Origin of the sequence: Jiangella rhizosphaerae, assembly GCF_003579925.1 — a bacterium.
GTDB lineage: Bacteria > Actinomycetota > Actinomycetes > Jiangellales > Jiangellaceae > Jiangella > Jiangella rhizosphaerae.
The window spans coordinates 46,952-67,747 of the sequence record NZ_QUAL01000037.1 but is presented as its reverse complement, the minus strand read 5'-3'; the positions used below and the strand labels follow the sequence as shown (position 1 = coordinate 67,747).

Sequence of the window (20,796 nt, the reverse complement as noted above, 5' to 3'; positions counted from 1 at the left end):
CCGTGCTGGTGCTGCCGGGCCTCGCGGCGCGGTGGCCGTGGCGGCGGGTGCTCGGCGCGGCGGCGGTGACGGCGGCGGCCTGGAGCCTGGCGCTGGCCGCCGTCGACGGTGCCCGCGGGTTCGCCGACATCGGGCAGGCGTACGGCCGGCACGTCGGGCTGGTCGACGACCACGGCGGGCCGGCGGCGTTCCTGCGCACGTACGTCGAGCACCAGGACGCCGTCCCCGTCCATCTGCAGGCCCACCCGCCGGGACTGGTGCTGACGCTGTGGCTGTCGGCCCGGGCCGGGCTGTCCGGCTCGTGGTGGGAGACGGCGCTGGCGATGGCGGGCGTCGCGGCCGCGGCCGTCGCCGCGCTGGTGATCGCCCGCGACGTCGTGTCCGAGCGGTTCGCCCACCGGGCCGCTGCGTTCGTCGCGCTGGCACCGGCGGCCGTCTGGCACACCAACGCCGACGTCGTCTTCGGCGGCCTGGCGCTGGGGGGCGTCGCCCTGGTGGTGGTCGCGACCGGCCGTGCCGGCCGGTCGCGCTGGGTGCCGGCTGGCGCCGGCGGTGCGCTGTTCGGGCTGGCGCTGCTGTTCTCCTACGGGGCCGCGTTGCTCGCGGTGCCGATCGCGGCGGTCGCGCTGTGGCGGCGCCGGGCGGACGTGCTGACCGTCGCGGCCGGGGCGGGCGCCGTCGTCGTGGCGCTGCCGCTGCTCTGGGGGTTCTGGTGGCTGGACGGGCTGGCCGCCACCCGTGTGCGGTACTACGCCGGCGTGGGCGCCGAGCGCCCCTACGAGTACTTCCTGCTGGCCAACCTCGCGGTGTTCGCACTGGCCGTCGGCCCGGCGGCCGCGGCCGGGCTGGCCCGGCTGCGCGACCGGCGTTCCTGGCTCGTGGTCGGGTCGGGCCTGGCGGCGGTGCTGCTGGCGGACCTGTCCGGGCTGTCGTTGGCGGAGACCGAGCGGATCTGGCAGCCGTTCATGCCGCTGGTGTTGCTGGCCGGCGGAGCGCTGGCGCCGTCGCGGCGATGGCTGGCCGCCCAGGTCGCCGTCGCCGTCGTCCTGCAGGCCGTCCTGCGCTCGCCCTGGTGAGGAGGCTCTGATGAAGGTGCTGGTGACCGGCGGCGCCGGGTTCATCGGCGGGCACGTCGTCGATCAGCTGGCGGCGGCCGGCGCGGAGGTCGTCGTGCTGGACTCACTGGTGGCCCACGACTCGCCGCCGCCCCTGCCGGCCGGCGTCGACCTGCGGGTGGCCGACCTGCGCGACGCCGACGCCGTCGCGGACGCCGTGGGCGACGTCGACGCCGTCTGCCACCAGGCCGCCCGGGTCGGCCTGGGCGTCGACCTCGACGACGTCGCCGGCTACGTGTCCGACAACGACCTCGGCACCGCCGTGCTGCTGCGCGCCCTGTGGCGGCGCCGGTTCGCCGGCCGCCTCGTCGTCGCGTCGTCGATGGTCGTCTACGGCGAGGGCCGGTACCGCTGCGCTCGGCACGGCCAGGTCGCTCCCGGGCCCCGGTCCGTCGCCGATCTCGACGCCGGCCGGTTCGAGCCGCCCTGCCCGCACTGCGGCGCGCGACTGTCGTGGGACCACGTCGACGAGGACGCGCCGGCCGATCCGCGCAACGTCTACGCCGCCACCAAGCTGCACACCGAGCACCTGGCCTTCGTGTACGGCCGCGAGACCGGCGCCGCCGTCTGTGCGCTGCGCTACCACAACGTGTACGGGCCCCGGATGCCCCGCGACACGCCGTACGCGGGCGTGGCCAGCCTCTTCCGGAGCGCCCTGGCCGGCGGCGCCGCGCCGCGCGTCTTCGAGGACGGCGGCCAGCTCCGCGACTTCGTCCACGTGAGCGACGTCGCCCGGGCCAACGTCCTGGCCCTCGGATCGGGCTGGAGCGGCGCGCTGAACGTCGCCAGCGGTGAGCCGCACACGATCCTCGAGATGGCGACCGCACTGTGCGGGGCGTTCGGGCCGGCCGCGCCGCCGCCCGTCGTCACCGGCGAGTACCGCCTCGGCGACGTCCGCCACGTCGTTGCCTCTCCCGCCCGGGCCGCCGCGGCGCTCGGCTTCGAGGCACGCGTCCCCTTCGCCGCCGGTGTGGCCGCGTTCGCCCACGCACCGCTCCGGGCGGCGGGAATGCGGACCTCCCCCGACGGGGTTGTATCCCCATGACCACCACCACACTGACCAGCCAGACCTTCGCGCAGACCGTGGAGGACAACGAGATCGTGCTGGTCGATTTCTGGGCCGACTGGTGTGGGCCGTGCCGCATGTTCGCGCCGGTCTACGAGCAGGCCGCGCAGCAGCACCCCGAGATCGTCTTCGGCAAGGTCGACACCGAGGCCGAGCAGGACCTCGCCGCGTGGGCGCAGATCACGTCGATCCCCACGCTCATGGCCTTCAAGAAGGGCCACCTCGTCTTCGCCCAGCCCGGCGCCCTGCCGGCGGCCGCGCTCGACCAGGTCATCGACGCCGTCACCGCCCTGGACGTCGACGCCGCACTGGCCGCCGCCGAGAAGGACAAGTAGGACCGCCTCAGCGCGCCGCCGACCTCGGCGGGGAGCCCGGCGACCTTCGCGAGGGCGTCGCACTTGTCGAACGTGAGGGCGACGGGGCTGGTGCCGAACTCGACGTACCTCCGGCCGAAGCCAGGCCGAACGCGGCGGAGTAGAAGCGGTCGGCGGCCTCGGCGTCGGCCGGGTCTGCGAGCCTTCTCGATTCCTGATCGGTTGGGCACGGCCCGGCGCTCGTCAGGGCGCCTCCTGGATGCGGATCGGGTTGCCGGCGCTATCGCGGACCGCGCAGTCGCGGACCCCGTAGGGCTGCTCGACCGGCTCCTGCACCACGTCGGCGTCGCCCGCCTGCACCCGCTCGAACGCGCCGTCGAGGTCGCCGGGAATCGAGGGGTTCGATGTCGGCGTGTAGACACGGACGCCGAAGGTTGGCATCAGCGTCTCCACGCCGCAACAGACCCCCCGTCCCGACCGGGCGTCGGGACCGTCGAAGCCCGTCAGCAGCTGCCGGTATCGCAGCAATCCGTGGACAGGTCGTCGCGGCAGTCCACCGACGCCGGCTTCATCAGCGGCGCACCGCCCGCGCGTCACAGCCAGCCGCGGCGCTTGACCGACAGGTACAGAGGAACGGACGACGGACAGCGGCGCCGGCTCGCATACGATCGACAGCGATGGACGAACGAGCGCAGGTGAGTGCCGACGACGATCCCGAGGTCCCGGCGGCAGGTGAGGTCCCCGAGTTCCTGGCCGAGTTCCGGCAGATGCGCGAGGAGTTCTCCCGGTTCATGCTGTCGTACAAGTTCGGCATGGACGAGATCACCACCAAGGTGCGCATCCTGCAGGAGGAGTTCCGCACCGTCCACGTCTACAACCCGATCGAGCACGTCTCGGCGCGGTTGAAGACGCCGGAGAGCGTGCTCGAGAAGGTGCGCCGCAAGGGGTGCGAGCCGACGTTCGAGCGCATCCGCGAGCAGATCACCGACATCGCCGGAGTCCGCGTCACCTGCTCGTTCGTCTCCGACGCCTACCGCGTCTTCGACCTGCTGACCGGCCAGCGCGACATCGACGTCGTGGCCGTGAAGGACTACATCCGCGACCCCAAGCCCAACGGCTACCGCAGCCTGCACGCGATCGTCGAGGTGCCGGTGTTCCTCTCCGACGGGCCGACGCCGGTGCCGGTGGAGGTGCAGTTCCGCACCATCGCGATGGACTTCTGGGCCAGCCTGGAGCACAAGATCTACTACAAGTACGACAAGCACGTGCCCGACGCGCTGCTGGTCAGCCTGCGCGAGGCCGCGACGACGGCGGCCAAGCTGGACGAGGACATGGAGCGCCTGCACCGCGAGATCCACGGCGACGACCGGCAGCAGCCGGCGCTCGAGCCGTCGCCCGGCGGGCTGGAGCTCTCCGAGCGGGTGGTGGCGCAGCTCATCCAGCAGCGTGCCGCCGCGCGCGGCCGGTAGCCGCGAGCAGCCCCCTCGACGCGCGCCTATGATGGGTGTGACGAGGAGTTGTCATGGATGCCAGCTCGACCACCGCGATCGTCGCCTACACGGGTGTCTCCATCGACGAGGCGGAGATCTTCCGGTTCGTACTGTCGCAGATCCCCGAGTTCCGCACCGTGGTCGTCGGCAGCGCCCGCGGGCAGGTGCCCGGCCCGGGCGGCGTCCTGGTCGTCGAGGCCACCTTCGCCGAGGTCAACGCACCCGCCATCGTCGCCGTGCCGGGCGGCGTCGGAGCCGACCGGCACCCTGAGATCGCCGCCTGGCTGCGCCGGGTGTCACCGCGATGGCTGCTCGCGAGCTCGACGGGCACGGCGTTGCTCGCCGCGGCCGGCCTGCTCGACGACGCCACCGCGGCGACCCACTGGCTGGCCGGTCCGCTGCTCGAGCACTACGGAGCGCACCCGTCGCCCGAGCGCCTGGTCGTCGACGGCCGGCTCATCACCTGCTCCGGCGGCCCGGCTGCGTTCCAGGGCGCGCTGCTGGTCGCCAAGGCCTACGGCGGAGCCGAGCTCGTCGCGCACATCACCGAGTCCGCCGCCGCCACCCGTCAGCAACAGGCCCGGCCACCGCACCGGAGGCTCCGGGAACGCCTGGCCGACGCGCTGCGCGGCCGCGACCCGTCGCCGCCGGCCCCGACCCCGCTCGACCACGCCCTCGGCGACGTCGACGTCCTCGACCTCGGGGCGGTCACCCCACTCCCCGACTCCCATGATCATCGGCGATCGACCACGTCATGATGGGGTCGATCGCCGATGATCATGGGAGGTGCGGCAGGACCGACTCCGTGATGCGCTCGAACTGCCCGCGCTGGTCGAAGCTGCTGATCCGCAGCAGGATGCTGGTGGCACCGGCGTCGATGTAGTCGCGCAGGGTCTGGGCGCACGTCTCCGGCGGCCCGGCGGCCACCCAGGTCTCGAGGAACTCGCGGGTGTACGAGGTGCGTGAGTGGGCGTCGAGGAACCGCTTGGCCTCGGCGAAGGCCTTCTCGCGCTCGTCGTCGACGCAGATGTTCATGCAGACGCAGACCTCGAAGCCGGCGGGCAGTGTGCGGCCGATCGCGTCGGCGTGCTCCTGGATGATCTCGCGCGCGCGGGCGACGTCCGCCGCGCGGGTGTGGGTGACCTGCCAGCCGTCGGCGTAGCGGGCGACCCGGCCGAACGCCGTGGCGACGTTGCGGGCCTTGCTCAGGTCGGGGTTGGCCGCGATCCAGACCGGGATCCGCTGCTGTGCCGGACGCGGCCGGATGGTGACGCCGCGCAGCGAGGCGAACCTGCCGTCGTAGTCGACGTCGTCCTCGGACCAGAGCCGGCGGAGGATCTCGATGGCCTCCTCGACCCGGCGCGGCCGGCTCGACCGCTCCACACCGAAGTTCGCCAGTTCGTTGTCGAACTCCCCCATGCCGGGCCCGCCACCCTGGCACGCGACGAAGATCGTGCGCCCACCGGAGAGGTGGTCGAGGCTGGCCCACTGGTGCGCGAGCAGGATCGGGTCCCGCAACGGTGTGCTGGCCAGGCACGCGGCTCCCAGCGACACCCGGGTCGTGCGCACGGCGATGGCGCTCAGCATCACCAGCGCCTCGACCCGCGGCTTGGCGAGGATGCTGTCGCCCACCCACACCGAGTCCCAGCCGGACGCGTCGGCCGCGGCCGCGAGGTCCAGCAGTTCCGGGACGGTGGTCGCCCCGATCATCGGCCCCCGGTTCGGCAGGATCAGCCCGGTGGCGACTCGACGGTCCATGCGACGTCTCCTCCGCACTCTCGGCCAGCGTTCGTAACATGTTACATGCGAATCGGCTCGAAAATAGGGTCAGATGCCTTGACAGCGGCCGAGAACGCCACAACAGTAAGCGAGATAACATGTTACATTCATCACTAGGCCACCGGAGGGCGCCGCCATGGTCACACGCCCGGTTTCTGGTCACGGTCCCCGACCGCGCTCCGCCCGCCGCCTCGTCACGGCCGCCGCCGCCCTGATCGCGGTCGTCCTCGCCGCGTGTCAGAACACCAGCGGCCCGGACACCGGGGCGGCCGACGCCGAGAGCGGCGACCCGGTCACCGGCGGGACGCTCGTCCTGGGCATCCAGAGCGATCCGAGTCCGCTCAACCCGAACCTGACCACGAACGGCCCCACCCAGCAGATCGGCACGATGATCTACGAGCCGCTCGTCTACTTCGACAACGAGGCGGCCGAGCCGAAGCCGGTGCTGGCGGAGTCGTGGGAGATCTCCGACGACGGCCTCACCTACACCTTCCACCTCGTCGACGCGACGTTCAGCAACGGCGACCCGCTGACGTCGACGGACGTGAAGTACACCATCGAAGAGGTGTCGGCGCCGATGTTCGCGCCGTTCGCCCAGGCCGCCTCGGTGATCGAGTCGATCGACGACTCCGACCCGAAGACCGTCGTCATCACGCTCACGGAGCCGTTCGGGCCGCTCCTGCTGTCGCTCACGCGGGTCTGGATCCTGCCCGCGTCGGTGTTCCAGGGCACCGACCCGCTCACGAACCCCGCCTCCATCGACCAGCCGGTGGGCACCGGCCCGTTCGTGCTCGACGAGGTCAGCCGCGGCAGCCAGTGGACGCTGACCCGCAACCCCGACTACTGGCAGGAGGACCGTCCGTACCTGGACTCGGTCGTCGCGCGGGTCGTCCCGGACGCCCAGTCGGCCACGCTCGCGCTCGCGGCCGGCGAGATCCAGTACATCTCCTCGCAGGTCATCTCCCCCACCGACGTCCAGGCGCTGGTCCAGCGCAACCAGGCGCTCGCGCACCCGGACTCGTTCGCCCCGAACATGACGCAGGTGTTCTTCAACACCACCCGCGACATCACCGGCGACCCGGCCGTGCGGCACGCGCTGGCGATGGCGATCGACCGGGAGTTCCTGCTGGAGAACGTGTTCCAGGGCGGCGGCGAGGTGGCCCGGGCGCCGTTCGACTCGCGGCTGGAGTGGGCCTACAACGACGAGGTCGACTTCGACGAGCTGTATCCGTACGACCCCGAGGCGGCCGGCAAGGCACTCGACGAGGCCGGCTACCCGATGCGGGGCGACAGCCGGTTCTCGCTGACGATCCTGGCCGAGGGCGCCAGCCGCTTCCAGGAGGTCGCCGAGGCCATCCGCAGCATGCTGCTGGAGATCGGCGTCGACGCGCAGGTGTCCGCACCCGAGGCCTCGGTGGCGACGGAGCAGGCGTTCACCGCTCCCGGCGACTTCGACCTCTACATCCAGTCCTACACGACCAACTGGGACCCGGCGCTCGGCATCGCCCGCGCCTACGTGTCCACCTCGATCGGGACGCCGTTCGGCAACGCCAGCGGGTACAGCAACCCCGAGGTCGACGAGCTGTTCGCGGCGGGCCGGTCCGGCACGACCGAGGAGGAGCGGGCCGAGCCGTACCGCCAGGTCCAGGAGATCCTCGCCGAGGACCTGCCGGTGATGCCGCTCATCGAGACCAAGCTCAACGACGCGCACGCGCCGAACGTCAACGGCGTCTGGTACGCCGCCAACTGGGGCCAGTGGCAGGAGGCCTGGGTCGGATGACCACGGCCACCAGCGGGCGGGTCGTCCGTCCGGGCCGGAAGGGGTCGCCATGGTGAGATACGCCGCGGTGCGGCTGGCCTGGGCCGTGCCCACGGTGCTCGGCATCGTGCTGCTCGGGTTCGTTCTGACCCGGGTGGCTCCCGGCGATCCGGTGCAGGCGATGATCGGCGAGTTCCCCGCACCGCCGGGCTACGCCGACCAGATCAGGGAGCGGTTCGGCCTGGACCAGTCGCTGCCGACGCAGTTCTGGTTGTTCCTGACGAGCCTGGCCAGCGGCGACCTGGGCTTCTCGTTCGCCCACAACGCACCCGTGCTCGACATCATCCTCGACCGGATGGCGAACACGTTGCTGCTCATGGTGCCGGCGCTGGTGCTGGCCTCGCTGCTCGGCATGCTCCTCGGCGTCCTGGGCGCGCGCCGGGCCGGCACCCGGCTGGACACGCTGGTCACCGTCGTGACGATCTCCGGCCAGTCCGTGCCGGTCTTCTGGCTCGCGATGCTCCTGGTCCTGGTGTTCGCCGTGCAGCTGGGCTGGTTCCCCGTCGCCGGCATGCTGAGCATCACCGGCTCCGATACCGCGTTCGGCGTCGTCGGCGACTACGTCTGGCACTGGGTGCTGCCGGGCATCACGCTGACGCTGGCCTACATGACGGTGGTCGCCCGGGTCGCCCGCTCGTCGATCCTCGAGACGATGCACCAGGACTACGTGCTCACCGCCGAGGCGAAGGGCCTGAACCGGCGCGAGGTCATGCGGCGGCACATCTTCCGCAACGCGCTGCCGCCGATCGTCACGGTCATCGGCTTCAACTTCGGCCTGGTGCTCACCGGCGCCGTCCTCACCGAGACCGTCTTCGGCTGGCCCGGCATCGGCAGCCTGTTCGTCCAGGCGGTCACGAACCGCGACTACCCGGTGATCCAAGGCGTCTTCCTGTTCTCCGCGGTCGTGGTCGTCCTCGTGAACCTGCTGGTCGACCTGCTGTATCCGGTCATCGACCCACGGATGCGAGGCAGCCATGCACGTGTCTAGGAAGCAACGGTGGGGCTGGCTGCGCTCCAGCACGGCCGCGACGGTCAGCTTCGTCTTCATCGTCCTGCTGGTGCTCGTCGCCCTGGTGGGTCCGTTCGTGCTGCCGGACGACCCCGCGGCGATCTCCCGCCAGGCGCTGCACCCGCCGTCGCCGGACGCCCTGTTCGGCACCGACCACCTGGGCCGCGACCAGCTCACCCGCATGGTGTACGGCGCCCGCATCTCGCTGCTGGTGGGCGTGCTGGCCGCCGGCATGGCGATCGTCGTCGGCATCGCCGTCGGCGCCTGCGCCGGCTTCTTCGGCGGCATCGTCGACATCGCGCTGATGCGGATGTCGGAGTTCTTCCAGGTCATCCCGACGCTGATCGTCGCGGTCGCGATCGTCGCGCTGATCGGGCCCGGGCTGGGCAACATCATCGGCGTGATCGCGCTGTTGTCGTGGCCGCAGACGGCGCGCGTGACCCGGGCCGAGGTGCTGCGGGTGAAACAGCTCGACTACGTGAACGCGGTCCGCTGCCTGGGACACCGCGAGATCCTCGTGCTGCTGCGCGAGGTGATCCCGAACTCCCTGCCGGCGGTCATGCCGCTGATCGCGCTCGGCGTGGCCGAGGCGATCCTGCAGGAGTCGTCGATCAGCTTCCTCGGCCTGGGCAGTCCCGACACGATCAGCTGGGGGCTGCTCCTCCACGACGGCCAGCAGAACCTGCTGTCGGCGTGGTGGATGGTGGTGATCCCGGGCCTGGCGATCTTCGCCACGGTCCTGTCCCTGAACATCCTCGGCGACGCGGTCAGCACGGCGCTCAACCCGCGCCTGCGGCTGACCGGCCGGGTCCGGCGGAAGGTGGTGACACCGTGACGGCGACACCGTTGCTCGAGGTGGAGGACCTCCATCTCTCCTACGAGCTGCGCGACCGCACCGTCCACGCCCTGCAGGGTGCGACGCTGCACGTCGGCCGCTCGGAGATCGTCGGCATCGTCGGCGAGTCCGGATCGGGCAAGTCGACGGTGGCGCGGGCCGCGCTGGGGCTGCTGCCGTGGGGCGTCGCCCACATCACCGGCGGCGCCATCCGCGTCGAGGGTGCCGACGTCACGCGGTTCGGGCCACGCCAGTGGCCGAAGCTGCGCGGCCACCCGCTGGCCATGGTGTTCCAGGACCCGCTGAGCTTCCTCAACCCGGTCGTGCGGGTCGGCCGGCAGATCGCCGAGGGCGTCGCCAAGCACGATCCCGGCGCCGACCGCACCCGCCGCGTCGCCGAGCTCCTCGACCTCGTCCGCCTGCCGGCCGAGGTCGCGCAGTCGTTCCCGCACGAGCTGTCCGGCGGGATGCGCCAGCGCGTGCTGCTGGCGATCGCCCTGGGCTGCCGGCCGAAGCTGCTGGTCGCCGACGAGCCGACGACGGCGCTGGACGTCACCACGCAGGCCGACATCATCGCGCTGCTGCGCGACATCCGCGACACGCTCGATCTCAGCATCCTGCTGATCAGCCACGACCTCGCCGTCGTCGCCACCATGTGCGACCGCATCTACACCATGTACGGCGGGCACACGGTCGAGACGGGGCCGACGGCCGACGTGCTGCGCCGTCCCGGCCACCCGTACACGTACGGGCTGATGCAGTCGGCGCGGGCCGTCCGCGACGAGCACGGCCGGTACGCGACGATCCCCGGCCAGCCGCCGAACCTCGCCGTCGAGTTTCCGGGCTGCCCGTTCTCCGGCCGCTGCCCCGTCGAGGTCGAGCCGTGCGGCACGCGGTTCCCGCCGTCCGCGCGGGTCTCCGGCGCCGAGACGCACCTGGCCTGGTGCTGGCGGCTCGTCGAGCAGCACGCCGGCGACGTGGCGGTGACGGCATGACGAACGAGACCACGGCCGAGCCGGTACTGGAGCTGCGCGGCGTCTCCAAGCAGTACCGGCGCCGGGGCAGCGTCACGCACGTCACGGCCGTCGACGGCGTCGACCTCACGATCCGCCGCGGCGAGTCGTTCGCGCTGGTCGGCGAGAGCGGGTCGGGCAAGTCGACGCTGGCGAAGCTGGCGCTGTGCCTGGAACGGCCGGACGCGGGCCAGATCCTGCTGCGCGGCCGCGACCTCACCGGCCTGCGGGTGTCGAAGCTGCGTGGCGTGCGCACCGCGATGCAGCCGATCTTCCAGGACGCGTCGGCGTCGTTCAACCCGCGCCGTTCGGTGCAGTCCGCCCTGTTCCAGGCGCTGGGCCGGCTGCGGACCACGGCCGAGCGACGGGCGCACGCCGCGGACCTGTTGGAGCGGGTGGGGCTGCGTCCGGCCGCGTCGTTCCTCGACCGGCTGCCGCACGAGCTCAGCGGCGGCCAGCGGCAGCGGCTGGCGATCGCCCGCGCGCTGGCCGCCGACCCGGTCCTCGTGGTCGCCGACGAACCGCTGTCCGGCGCGGACGTGTCGGTCCGCGGCCAGGTGATGAACCTGCTCGCCGATCTCCAGGCCGAGCGCGACCTCGCCTACCTGTTCATCACCCACGATGTGTCGCTGGCGCGGTCGTTCGCCGACCGCGTGGGGGTGATGCACCACGGCCGGCTGGTCGAGGTCGGCACGCCGGAGGCCGTGCTCGACACACCATCGGACCCCTACACGAAGCGGCTGGTCGACGCGGTGCCGGACATCGAGGGCCCGGAGCCGGCGCCCGCCTACGACCCCGCGCCGGCCGACCCGGCCGGTCAGGGACGCACGTAGGCGATCTTGTACTCGGTGAAGAAGTCGCGGGCGTGAGCCCCTTGCTCCTTCGGCCCGTAGCTCGACCGCTTCCGCCCGCCGAAAGCCACGTGCGGGTCGACGCCGGCCGTCGGCAGGTTCACCATCACCATGCCGGTCTGCGAGCGGCGCTGGAAGTCGTCGGCCAGCGCGAGCGACGTCGTGCAGATGCCGGCGACCAGGCCGAACTCGGTGTCGTTGGCGACCGCCACCGCCTCGTCGTGCCCGGACACTCGGATCACCCCCGCAACCGGCCCGAAGATCTCCTCTCGGTTGACGACCGCCTGGTTGTCCAGTCCTTCGATGATCGCCGGGGCGAGGTAGTGCCCCTTCGTGTCGCGCTCGACGAGGTCGCCTCCGTGCACCGACGCCCCCGGGGTCGCGCGGGCCAGCTCGAGGTAACGCAGGTCGGTGTCGAGCTGGCGGTCGTCGACGACCGGGCCGATCTCGGTGTCAGGCGCGAGCGCGTGGCCGACGCGCAGCGCCGCCATGCGGGCCCGGAGCCGTTCGGTGAACGGCTCGTACACCGCGTGGTCGACGATCAGCCGGCTCGACGCCGTGCAGCGCTGGCCGGTGGAGAAGAACGCCCCGTTCACGGCGCAGTCGACCGCGACGTCGAGGTCGGCGTCGGCGGCGATGACCAGCGGGTTCTTGCCGCCCAGTTCCAGCTGCACCTTGGCGAAGCGGCCGGCCGCCGCCACCGCGATGCCGCGTCCGACCGCCTCGGAGCCGGTGAACGTCACCGCGTCCACCCCCGGGTGGGTGACGATGGCGTCGCCGACGACTCCGCCGGACCCGGTGACGACGTTGAACACGCCAGGCGGGAACCCGGCGTGGTCGATGATGCGGGCGAGCTCGATCACCGATGCGGGCACCAGCTCGGCCGGCTTCAGCACGACGGTGTTGCCGTAGGCGAGCGCCGGCGCCGTCTTCCACGACGGGATCGCGATCGGGAAGTTCCACGGCGTGATCACGCCCACCACGCCGACGGGCTCGCGCCGGTGCGTCACGGTGACACCCGGGCGGATGGAGTCCTGGGTCTCGCCGGTCAGCCGGACCGCCTCGCCGGCGAAGAACCGGAAGATCTGGGCGGCCCGCCGCACCTCGGCCTCCGACTCGCCGCGCGTCTTGCCCTCCTCGCGGGCGAGCAGCTCGGCCAGGCGGTCGACGTCGGCGAGGATGCGGGCCGCCACGGCCTCCAGCAGGTCGGCCCGCGTCTGAGGCGACGTGGCCGCCCACCCTGGCTGGGCCTCGCGCGCGGCCGTGACGGCGGCGTCGACGTCGTCGCGGCCGCCCGCCGCGAACAGGCCCACGATGTCGCTGGTGTCGGACGGGTTGACGTTCTCGCGATGATCGCGGGCCACCACCCAGCGCCCGCCGATGTAGCTTCCGTAGCGCTCCACAGACGCTAAGCTAGCATGTTACATACCACCTCACCAGGCGCCAATGAGCGAGGATGGACAGGGTGCACCGACCGACCGCCGATCTCGTCCACGACCTCCGCCGGGCCGGCCTCGACGCCGACGCCGGCTCGCGGCGCCGTGCCGAGTACTCCTCCGACGCGTCGAACTACCGGGTCGTCCCGGAGGTCGTCGTGTTCCCGCGCACCGTCGACGAGGTGCTCGGGGCGCTGGACGTCGCGCGTGAGCACGGCAGCCCGGTCACCGCGCGCGGCGGCGGCACGTCGGTGGCCGGCAACGCCGTCGGCCCCGGCATGGTGCTCGACCTCTCCCGCCACCTGGGCCGCGTCCTCGAGATCGATCCGCGCGAGCGGGTGGCCCGGGTCGAGCCCGGCTGTCTGCTCGGCACGGTCCAGAGGGAGGCGGCGGTTCACGGCCTGCGCTTCGGCCCGGATCCGTCGACGTGGGCGCGGTGCACCATCGGCGGCATGATCGGCAACAACGCGTGCGGCCCGCGGGCGCTCGCGTACGGCCGCACCGCGGACAACGTCCGCGAGCTCGACGTGGTCGACGGCACGGGGCGGCGGTTCACCGCCGCGCGTGGCGGCCTCGCCGCGGTGCCCGGCCTCGCGGAGCTCGTCGACTCCCACCTGGCGCTGATCCGCACGGAGCTCGGCCGGTTCAGCCGGCAGCTCTCCGGCTACTCGCTGGACCACCTGCTCCCGGAGAACGGGCAGGACCTCGCCCGCGCCCTGGTCGGCACCGAGGGCACGTGCGTGACGGTGCTGGGCGCGACGATCGACCTGGTCGAGATCGCCTCGAGCCCGGCGCTCCTCGTCCTGGGCTACCCGGACATGCCGGCGGCCGGCGACGACGTCCCGGCGCTGCTCGGACGCGGCGCGCTGGCCATCGAGGGCCTGGACGCGCGGCTGGTCGACGTCGTCCGCCGCCACTACGGCGGGGTGCCCGACCTGCCGAAGGGCGCCGGCTGGCTGCTCGTGGAGGTCCCCGGCGCGACGTCGCCGGAGGCCGTCGCCGCGGCCGAGGAGCTGGCCCGCGCCGCCCACGCGCTCGACTGGCGCGTACTCCCCGCCGGCCCGGAGGCGGTCGCCGTCTGGCGGATCCGCGAGGACGGCGCCGGGCTGGCCGGCCGCACGCCGCGCGGGCGCCAGGCCTGGCCGGGGCTCGAGGACGCCGCCGTCCCGCCGGAACGGCTCGGCGCGTACATGCGCGACTTCGATGCGCTGCTCGGCGAGCACGACCTCCAGGGCCTGGCCTACGGCCACTTCGGCGACGGCTGCATCCACGTCCGCCTCGACCTGCCGCTCGACCACGACGCCGGCGCGCTGCGGCGGTTCATGGAGGACGCCGCCCGGCTGCTGGCGCGCCACGGCGGCTCGCTGTCCGGTGAGCACGGCGACGGCCGCGCCCGCGGCGAGCTGCTGCGCCACGTCTACTCCCCCGAGATGCTCGACCTGTTCGCCGCGTTCAAGGGACTGTTCGACCCCGGCGACCGGCTCAACCCGGGCGTTCTCGTCCGCCCCGCTCCCCTCGACGCCGCGCTGCGCCGTCCGGCCGCCCGCCCCGTCCGCTCCGTCGGCCTGGCGCTGCACGCCGACGACGGCGACCTCACCCGCGCCGTCCACCGCTGCGTCGGCGTCGGGAAGTGCCGCGCCGACAACGCCGCCACCGGCGGGTTCATGTGCCCGTCCTACCTGGCGACGCGCGATGAGAAGGACTCCACCCGCGGCCGCGCGCGGGTCCTGCAGGAGATGGTCAACGGTTCGCTGGTCACGGACGGCTGGCGCTCCCCCGAGATCGCGGAGTCGCTGGACCTGTGCCTGTCCTGCAAGGCGTGCTCGCGCGACTGCCCTGCCGGGGTCGACGTCGCCGCGCTGAAGTCCGAGGTGCTGTACCGGAAGTACCGGCGCCGGCTGCGGCCGGTCTCGCACTACACGCTCGGCTGGCTGCCGCGCTGGGCCCGGCTGGCCGCGCGGCTGCCGCGGCCGGTGAACTGGGTGCTCGGACGGCCGCGGCTGTCGCGGCTCGCGCTCGGCCTGGCCGGCGTCGACTCGCGCCGGTCCGCTCCGCGGTTCGCGACGACGACGTTCCGGCGCTGGTGGGAGCGCCGCGCCGACCGGCCGTCGGCGCCCGTGAGCCCGGCACGGTCGCGGCGGCAGGTGCTGCTGTGGGCCGACACGTTCACCGACACCATGTCGCCGTCGGCCGCCACCGCCACCGTGGAGCTGCTGGAGTCGGCCGGGTACGACGTGCTGGTGCCGGACGCGGCGGCATGCTGCGGGCTGCCGTGGATCAGCACCGGACAGCTCGACGGCGCCCGGCGGCGGCTGACCCGGACGCTCGACGCCCTGCACCCGTACGCCGCCGCGGGCGTGCCGATCGTCGGACTGGAGCCGTCGTGCACGGCGGTGCTCCGCTCGGACCTGCTGGAGCTGCTCCCCGGCGACGACCGGTCCAAGGCCGTGGCCGCTGCGACCCACACGCTGGCGGAGCTGCTGCGGGCGCCCGAGCCGGTCGGGCCCGGTGCGTCGTGGACGCCGCCGGACCTCGCCGGCCTCACCGTCGTCGTCCAGCCGCACTGCCACCACCACGCGGTCATGGGGTTCGACGCGGACCTGGAGCTGCTGCGGCGCACCGGCGCCACCGTCACCCCGATCGCCGGCTGCTGCGGGCTGGCGGGGAACTTCGGGATGGAGCGCGGCCACTACGACGTTTCCGTCGCAGTGGCCCGCAACGGCATGCTCCCGGCACTGGAGGCGGCGCCCGACGACGCCGTCCTGCTGGCCGACGGCTTCTCGTGCCGGCTGCAGGCCGGCCAGCTGGCCGGCCGCCGCGGCCTGCACCTGGCAGAGCTGCTGGCGCCCGGGCGGCGGCCGGCGGAGGGGTGAACTACTGCGCGTCCGGCTTCTCGATCGCCGTGTAGACCTTGCGGACCGGCTCCTCGACGTACCACGTGCCGATGTAGCCGTGGTGCACGTGCAGCACGGTGCCCGGCCGGATGTCGGTGACGGTGCCGTCGGAGTGCTCGATGCGGCCCTTGCCGGCGACGAAGTGCATGAACTCGGAGATGTTCTTCTTCTCCGACCGGAACACGCCCGGCGTGCACTCCCAGATGCCGATCTCGGTGGCGCCGTCGCGGTGGAGCACGGTCTTCGTCGCCTTCGGGTCGCCCTTGAGGACGATGGGCGGCGCGGGCGACGGCGTCAGCTGCGCGGTCGTCACGTCGTCCACGGTGTAGAAGGTGGTCACGGGCACGGCTCCTTCTCACGTTGGACAGTTGCTGGTAACATGTAGCATACCGATTGAGGAGGCCCGGTGGGTAGAACACTGAAGCTCGGATACAAGGCGTCCGCGGAGCAGTTCGGCGCACGCGACCTGGTCGAGTACGGAGTGCTGGCCGAGCAGGCCGGCATGGACTCCGCCGTGGTCAGCGACCACTTCCAGCCGTGGCGGCACAACGGAGGCCACGCGCCGTTCTCGCTGGCCTGGATGACCGCGGTCGGCGAGCGCACGTCGACGATCACACTGGGCACGTCCGTGCTCACGCCGACGTTCCGCTACAACCCGGCCGTCATCGCGCAGTCGTTCGCGACCATGGGCTGCCTGTACCCGGGCCGCATCATCCTCGGCGTCGGCACCGGCGAGGCGCTGAACGAGATCGCGACCGGCTTCCGCGGCACCTGGCCGGAGTTCAAGGAGCGCTTCGCCCGGCTGCGCGAGTCCGTCGACCTGATCCGCCGGCTGTGGAGCGGCGAGCGGGTCGACTTCGACGGCGAGTACTACGCCGCCGCCGGCGCGTCCATCTACGACGTGCCGAAGGACGGCATCCCCATCTACGTCGCCGCCGGCGGCCCCGTCGTCGCCCGCTACGCCGGCCGCGCCGCCGACGGCTTCATCTGCACCTCCGGCAAGGGCATGGACCTCTACACCGAGAAGCTGGTGCCGGCCGTCAAGGAGGGCAAGGAGCAGTCCGGCCAGCCCGACCGCGACGTCGACCACCTCATCGAGATCAAGCTGTCCTACGACCGCGACCCCCAGGCGGCGCTGGAGAACACCCGCTTCTGGGCCCCGCTGTCGCTCACGCCGGAACAGAAGCACAGCGTCGACGACCCCATCGAGATGGAGCGCCTCGCCGACGAGCTGCCGCTGGAGCAGGTCGCCAAGCGCTGGATCGTGGCGTCCGACCCGCAGGCCGTCGTCGACGCCGTCCGCCCGTACGTCGAAGCCGGCTTCAACCACCTGGTCTTCCACGCGCCCGGCGCGGACCAGCGGCGGTTCTTCGAGCAGTTCGAGGCCGACCTGGCCGCTCCCCTACGCCAGCTCAGCTCCGCGCTGCCGGACTGAGCCCCGCGATAACAGGGTGAGGGGCCCGTGCCGCCGCCGCGACGCGGGTCCCTCACCTTCCCCGGGCCGATACGGCGGTGCCGTTCGCCGTCGTTCCGTACGTTGGCCGTCCCCCTGCTGCCCATTTTCTTAGCCCCTACATCACGAGGATTTCGCGAGCATCAACATGCCTGTAAGGGTGTTGACGCTGGGGTAATCCTCGTGATGGCCCGCGAATCGCGGCGAAATCTCACCACGTGGACGCTCCACGACACCAAACTCACACAGAAACCGGGCCGACGCCCCAGACGACCGTCGCCACACTCCCCCCGTCCCCTGATAGCTGCCCGTTCTGAGCCGCGGGCGCGCGGGTCAAGCGGTCACGTCGGCGCGAAGCGCCTCCATAGTCCGCTTGAGGCGCGCGCCCGCGGCCAAGACAATCGGGAGCAGGGGGACGGGGCCCAACGCGAACGCGCAGGCCAACGCCGGCCTCAGAAGTCCAGCCAGCACCACTCGGTCGTCCACGGGACGCGCGACAGCTGCAGCGCCGGCCCGGACTCCTGCACGACGAACATGTCCGAGAAGTTCACGCTGAAGCCGGCCCGCGGGTCGTACAGGCCGGGCTCGACCGACAGGCACATGCCGGGTTCGAGGACGGTGTCGTCGCCGAGCGCGAGCCACGGCGGCTGGTGGCCCTCCGGTCCCTGGCCGTGCGCCGGCCGGTGGTACACGTACTCGCGAACTCCGGCGTCGATCTGGAAGCGGTGGATCTTCTCGGCCACCTCGCCGCAGGTGACGCCGGCCCGCATCGCGTCCTGCTGCAGCAGGCAGCTGTCGCGCGCCACCGTCCAGAGCCGCTCCATGTGCGCGGTCCGCGGCGCGAGCATGAACGGCCGGTAGCACTCGCCGCCGTAGCCGCCGACGCGGATGACGCCCGATGCCTGCAGCGTGCCCCCGCGGGTGATCTCGGAGTAGCGGAACTGGTTCGGGTGCGGGTAGCCGGTGACCCGGCCGGCCCGTACCCAGCCGAGGTCGATGCTGACGCCGACGCCGCGGTGCGGGCCGCCGTCCAGGCCGAGGTCGGGCACGATCCGCCGTGTCGCCATGTCGATCATCGCGCTGCGCAGCTCGAAGTCGGTCATCCCGTCGTGGAACCCGTCGAGCAGAGTGTCTCGGCAGAAGACGTGCACGTCGTCGAAGTAGGCGTAGGCGCGCCGGGCGAGCGCCAGCTCCTCCGGCGTCTTCACCATCCGCGACCGCAGGCACACGTCGCCGATCGACCCGAGCGGCCCGAGCGGCCCGAGCGACCCGCCGGCCGGACGGTCGACGAGCAGCGAACCCGCGCCGTAGCCACGCGACACGCACAGCCGCAGCGCCTTCTCCCACAGGTCGACGGCCGGCCCGCGCGCGGCGGTGCCCTCGTTCGGGTGCTGACCGTCGACATGGGGATAGTCGAAGTACTCCGCGCCGCCGCCGTACCACCAGCTCCGCACCAGGTCGCGGTCCAGCCGCGGGTAGAACCAGAACGGCGCGCCGTCGGCCTCGAGCAGCGCGTACAGCGGCCGCTCGGTCGTCGCCGCCCACAGCCCGGTGAAGTGGACGATGTTCCACGGGTCGGTCAGCAGGACCGCCCGCGCGCCGCGCTCCGCGGCCGCCGCGCGCAGCTCGTCCGCCCGGGCCCGGTGCCACTCCAGCGGGAGGCGGGTCGCCGGCGACGGCTCGAGGGGCGGCGGGTCGAGCAGCAGCGCACGCGAGCCGGCGCCGGTCACAGGGCGTCCACGCCGAGGTGCTCGCAGAAGTAGCGGCCCTTCGCCATCGCCAGGTAGGTGCCCTTCACGCCGGTGAAGTGGTGCGGCTGCTCGTTCACCGGGAGGAAGTCGAACGGCTTGCCGGCCAGGGTCAGCTGCTCGGCGAACATCAGCGACGCGGCGAACGGGACGTTGACGTCCGACGTGCCGTGGACGATCAGCAGCTTGCCCCGCAGCCGCGGGACCATCGGGTACAGCGACAGCGCGTCGTACCCGGCGACGTTCTCCTCCAGCGGGCCCATCACGCACTCGATGGGCCCGGGCCCGTTGCCCTCGCGCATCTCGTACACCCCGTTCACCGCGACGCCCACGTGATAGACGTCGGGCGCCTCGAGCAGCGCGCGGGCGGTGAAGTAGCCGCCGTACGAGCGTCCGTACACGCCGACCCGGGTGAGGTCGAGGTACGGCCGCTCCGCGCCGAGCTGGCGGATCGCCGCGACGTGGTCGGCGATCACGTTGTCGGCGAAGTTGCCGTACGCGACGTCGTGGAAGGCCTTCGACCGCTCCGGCGTGCCGCGGCCGTCGACCATCATGACGACGAAGCCCAGCTCGGCCAGCGCCCGCGACTGCACCGCGTTGGCGTCGAGCATGTGGGTCGGGACGAACGCGCTGTTCGGCCCGGCGTAGATCGACTCGATCAGCGGATAGGTCCGCTCCGGGTCGAAGTCCGACGGGAAGTACAGGTGGCCGTGCAGCGTCGTCTCGCCGTCGGCGGCCAGCACGGTGAACTCCTCCGGCGGCGTCCAGTCCATCCCGGGCGTCGTGTCGACCTCGGCCTCGGCCAGCCGGCAGATCGGCGTGCCGTCGGCCGACCGCAGGTCCGACGCCGGCGGCCGGCTCATGCTGGAGTGGTTGTCGACGAACACCCGCAGGTCGGGCGACATGATCGCGTGGTGGGTGCCCGGCTCCTCGGTGAGCTGCTCGAACCGGGTGCCGTCCAGGCGGGCCCGGCCGATGTGGGTGTCATAGGGACGCTTCGGGTCCGAGTGGGCCTCGACGTACACCCAGCCGGCCCGCTCGTCGACGGCGACGACCCTCGTCACCGCCCACTCGCCACCGGTGACCCGGTTGATCAGCTGACCGTTCATGTCGTGCAGGTACAGGTGCGCCCATCCGTCGCGCTCGGTGAGCCACAGGTGAGCGGTGCGGCTCGGCAGCAGGACGCAGGCCAGGCCCTTCTCCCAGAACGAGACCCACGTGGCCGCCCGCTCCTCGTGGACGACGCGCGACGCCCCGGTTCTCGGGTCGGCCGCCATCAGCACGAACGGCTTCTTGTACCGGTTGGTCTTGAGGTAGTAGAGCTCCCCCGCGTCCGTGCTCCAGCCCAGAGGACGCAGGTCCTGCTCCGGCTCCGGGCCGCTGTCGATGCGGACGACGTCGCGGCTGAGCCGGTGGACGACGTACAGGCTGACGTCCTCGACGGCGCCGCCGACCCGCCCGGCCGGGAAGAACTCGACCTCTTCGCGCGGCTTCAACCAGTGCACGACGGGGAACCGGTCCATCCGGCGGGTGTCGACCCGGCGCGCCGCCAGCCGGAGCCCGTCCGGCGACCACGCCGCGCCCTTGACGTCCCAGCGGAAGTCCGGCTCGCCGTCGGACGTCAGCGGGCTGAGGCGGTCGTCGATCGCCCAGCGCAGGGCGATGTCGTCGCCGGACTCGGTGGCGAAGAACGCGCCGTCCGGCGACGGCGCCTCGTGCACCGCGGGCCGGCCGATCTTGAACGCCGACCGCAGCCGGCGTCCGGTCACCTCGATGCTCTCCGGCAGCGCCGCGACCTCGGTGCGCCCACCTGACACGGTGTCGACGAGATGGTGGACGCCCTTGTCCGTGAAGGCCACGCCGCCGTCGACCCAGCGCGGCTCCACCGCGCCACCCACGACACGGTCCGGATACGCCAGGTACTCCCGGTACCGCTCTTCCTTCGTCGTCGACATCGACGTGCGACCTCTCTCT

At 72.5% G+C, this 20,796-nt stretch carries 17 protein-coding genes and 1 pseudogene; 12 read left to right on the top strand and 6 right to left on the bottom strand.

From position 1 onward, the window contains the following. The 3 genes from DY240_RS31660 to trxA form a co-directional block, all read left to right on the top strand. A partial coding sequence (locus DY240_RS31660; protein WP_158602736.1) for a hypothetical protein occupies positions 1 to 1,076 on the top strand: 1,076 nt, incomplete at its 5' end. A 10-nt stretch (positions 1,077 to 1,086) separates the two neighbouring features. Continuing rightward, complete coding sequence (locus tag DY240_RS04515) at positions 1,087 to 2,160, top strand: NAD-dependent epimerase/dehydratase family protein (RefSeq protein ID WP_119658764.1); 1,074 nt, start codon at positions 1,087 to 1,089, stop codon at positions 2,158 to 2,160. After that, positions 2,157 to 2,516 carry a thioredoxin gene (gene trxA / locus DY240_RS04510; protein ID WP_119658763.1) on the top strand — a complete coding sequence of 120 codons (360 nt, stop codon included), beginning with the start codon at positions 2,157 to 2,159 and terminating at the stop codon, positions 2,514 to 2,516. The genes DY240_RS04515 and trxA overlap by 4 nt, the downstream gene beginning before the upstream one ends. A gap of 222 nt (positions 2,517 to 2,738) precedes the next feature. On the opposite strand, the pseudogene DY240_RS04505 reads toward trxA, so the two are convergent. Beyond that, positions 2,739 to 2,879 (bottom strand): annotated as a pseudogene (locus DY240_RS04505) (VOC family protein); the annotation flags it as partial. Between the two features lie 383 nt (positions 2,880 to 3,262). Between DY240_RS04505 and DY240_RS04500 the strand changes: the two are divergent. Together DY240_RS04500 and DY240_RS04495 are read left to right on the top strand one after the other, a co-directional pair. Then, positions 3,263 to 3,964, top strand: a complete 702-nt coding sequence (locus DY240_RS04500) for a GTP pyrophosphokinase (protein ID WP_199700813.1) — start codon at positions 3,263 to 3,265, stop codon at positions 3,962 to 3,964. A 53-nt stretch (positions 3,965 to 4,017) separates the two neighbouring features. Further along, positions 4,018 to 4,743 carry a DJ-1/PfpI family protein gene (locus tag DY240_RS04495; protein WP_119658761.1) on the top strand — a complete coding sequence of 242 codons (726 nt, stop codon included), beginning with the start codon at positions 4,018 to 4,020 and terminating at the stop codon, positions 4,741 to 4,743. Positions 4,744 to 4,762: 19 nt separating this feature from the next. Here DY240_RS04495 and DY240_RS04490 read toward each other — a convergent pair whose 3' ends face one another. Beyond that, on the bottom strand, positions 4,763 to 5,743 hold the full coding sequence (locus tag DY240_RS04490; RefSeq protein ID WP_119658760.1) for an LLM class flavin-dependent oxidoreductase: 981 nt from the start codon (positions 5,741 to 5,743) through the stop codon (positions 4,763 to 4,765). Positions 5,744 to 5,900: 157 nt separating this feature from the next. On the opposite strand from DY240_RS04490, the gene DY240_RS04485 reads away from it, so the two are divergent. The 5 genes from DY240_RS04485 to DY240_RS04465 are packed head-to-tail and all read left to right on the top strand — an operon-like array spanning position 5,901 to position 11,273. After that, positions 5,901 to 7,544, top strand: coding sequence for an ABC transporter substrate-binding protein (locus tag DY240_RS04485; protein WP_119658759.1), 1,644 nt, complete (start codon positions 5,901 to 5,903; stop codon positions 7,542 to 7,544). Positions 7,545 to 7,593: 49 nt separating this feature from the next. Next, positions 7,594 to 8,571, top strand: coding sequence for an ABC transporter permease (locus tag DY240_RS04480; protein WP_119658758.1), 978 nt, complete (start codon positions 7,594 to 7,596; stop codon positions 8,569 to 8,571). Continuing rightward, positions 8,558 to 9,427 (top strand): ABC transporter permease, encoded by an 870-nt coding sequence (locus tag DY240_RS04475; protein ID WP_119658757.1) that lies wholly within the window; start codon positions 8,558 to 8,560, stop codon positions 9,425 to 9,427. Before DY240_RS04480 ends, DY240_RS04475 begins: the two co-directional genes overlap by 14 nt. Beyond that, positions 9,424 to 10,422 (top strand): ABC transporter ATP-binding protein, encoded by a 999-nt coding sequence (locus DY240_RS04470; protein WP_158602735.1) that lies wholly within the window; start codon positions 9,424 to 9,426, stop codon positions 10,420 to 10,422. Before DY240_RS04475 ends, DY240_RS04470 begins: the two co-directional genes overlap by 4 nt. After that, positions 10,419 to 11,273: an ABC transporter ATP-binding protein gene (locus DY240_RS04465; protein ID WP_119658755.1), complete on the top strand. Its 855-nt coding sequence runs from the start codon at positions 10,419 to 10,421 to the stop codon at positions 11,271 to 11,273. Before DY240_RS04470 ends, DY240_RS04465 begins: the two co-directional genes overlap by 4 nt. Here DY240_RS04465 and DY240_RS04460 read toward each other — a convergent pair. Next, on the bottom strand, positions 11,258 to 12,694 hold the full coding sequence (locus DY240_RS04460; RefSeq protein WP_119658754.1) for an aldehyde dehydrogenase family protein: 1,437 nt from the start codon (positions 12,692 to 12,694) through the stop codon (positions 11,258 to 11,260). The genes DY240_RS04465 and DY240_RS04460 overlap by 16 nt on opposite strands. Before the next feature lie 53 nt (positions 12,695 to 12,747). Here DY240_RS04460 and DY240_RS04455 point away from each other — a divergent pair, with 53 nt between their 5' ends. Continuing rightward, the gene (locus DY240_RS04455) at positions 12,748 to 15,600 is read left to right on the top strand and encodes an FAD-binding and (Fe-S)-binding domain-containing protein (protein WP_119658753.1); all 2,853 of its coding nucleotides are present in this window, start codon (positions 12,748 to 12,750) and stop codon (positions 15,598 to 15,600) included. Between the two features lies 1 nt (position 15,601). On the opposite strand, the gene DY240_RS04450 is transcribed toward DY240_RS04455, so the two are convergent. Next, entirely contained in the window at positions 15,602 to 15,967 is a 366-nt protein-coding gene (locus DY240_RS04450; protein ID WP_119658752.1) for a cupin domain-containing protein, read from the bottom strand. Positions 15,968 to 16,027: 60 nt separating this feature from the next. On the opposite strand from DY240_RS04450, the gene fgd reads away from it, so the two are divergent. After that, entirely contained in the window at positions 16,028 to 17,056 is a 1,029-nt protein-coding gene (gene fgd / locus DY240_RS04445; RefSeq protein ID WP_119658751.1) for a glucose-6-phosphate dehydrogenase (coenzyme-F420), read from the top strand. A gap of 470 nt (positions 17,057 to 17,526) precedes the next feature. Here the strand turns inward: fgd and DY240_RS04440 are convergent, their stop codons facing one another. Then, positions 17,527 to 18,804 carry a M24 family metallopeptidase gene (locus DY240_RS04440; protein WP_158602734.1) on the bottom strand — a complete coding sequence of 426 codons (1,278 nt, stop codon included), beginning with the start codon at positions 18,802 to 18,804 and terminating at the stop codon, positions 17,527 to 17,529. Continuing rightward, a complete protein-coding gene (locus tag DY240_RS04435) occupies positions 18,801 to 20,777 on the bottom strand; it encodes a S9 family peptidase (protein WP_119658749.1) in 1,977 nt (658 codons plus the stop codon). Before DY240_RS04435 ends, DY240_RS04440 begins: the two co-directional genes overlap by 4 nt. Between the last annotated feature and the right edge of the window lie 19 nt (positions 20,778 to 20,796).

Excerpts from the sequence above, each read along its gene's own strand:
- DY240_RS04455 (WP_119658753.1), top strand. The coding sequence starts at position 12,748 with ATGGACAGGGTGCACCGACCGACCGCCGATCTCGTCCACGACCTCCGC.
- DY240_RS04515 (WP_119658764.1), top strand. The coding sequence starts at position 1,087 with ATGAAGGTGCTGGTGACCGGCGGCGCCGGGTTCATCGGCGGGCACGTC.
- DY240_RS04495 (WP_119658761.1), top strand. The coding sequence starts at position 4,018 with ATGGATGCCAGCTCGACCACCGCGATCGTCGCCTACACGGGTGTCTCC.
- trxA (WP_119658763.1), top strand. The coding sequence starts at position 2,157 with ATGACCACCACCACACTGACCAGCCAGACCTTCGCGCAGACCGTGGAG.
- DY240_RS04475 (WP_119658757.1), top strand. The coding sequence starts at position 8,558 with ATGCACGTGTCTAGGAAGCAACGGTGGGGCTGGCTGCGCTCCAGCACG.
- DY240_RS04465 (WP_119658755.1), top strand. The coding sequence starts at position 10,419 with ATGACGAACGAGACCACGGCCGAGCCGGTACTGGAGCTGCGCGGCGTC.
- DY240_RS04490 (WP_119658760.1), bottom strand. The coding sequence starts at position 5,743 with ATGGACCGTCGAGTCGCCACCGGGCTGATCCTGCCGAACCGGGGGCCG.
- DY240_RS04435 (WP_119658749.1), bottom strand. The coding sequence starts at position 20,777 with ATGTCGACGACGAAGGAAGAGCGGTACCGGGAGTACCTGGCGTATCCG.
- DY240_RS04485 (WP_119658759.1), top strand. The coding sequence starts at position 5,901 with ATGGTCACACGCCCGGTTTCTGGTCACGGTCCCCGACCGCGCTCCGCC.
- DY240_RS04500 (WP_199700813.1), top strand. The coding sequence starts at position 3,263 with ATGCGCGAGGAGTTCTCCCGGTTCATGCTGTCGTACAAGTTCGGCATG.
- DY240_RS04480 (WP_119658758.1), top strand. The coding sequence starts at position 7,594 with ATGGTGAGATACGCCGCGGTGCGGCTGGCCTGGGCCGTGCCCACGGTG.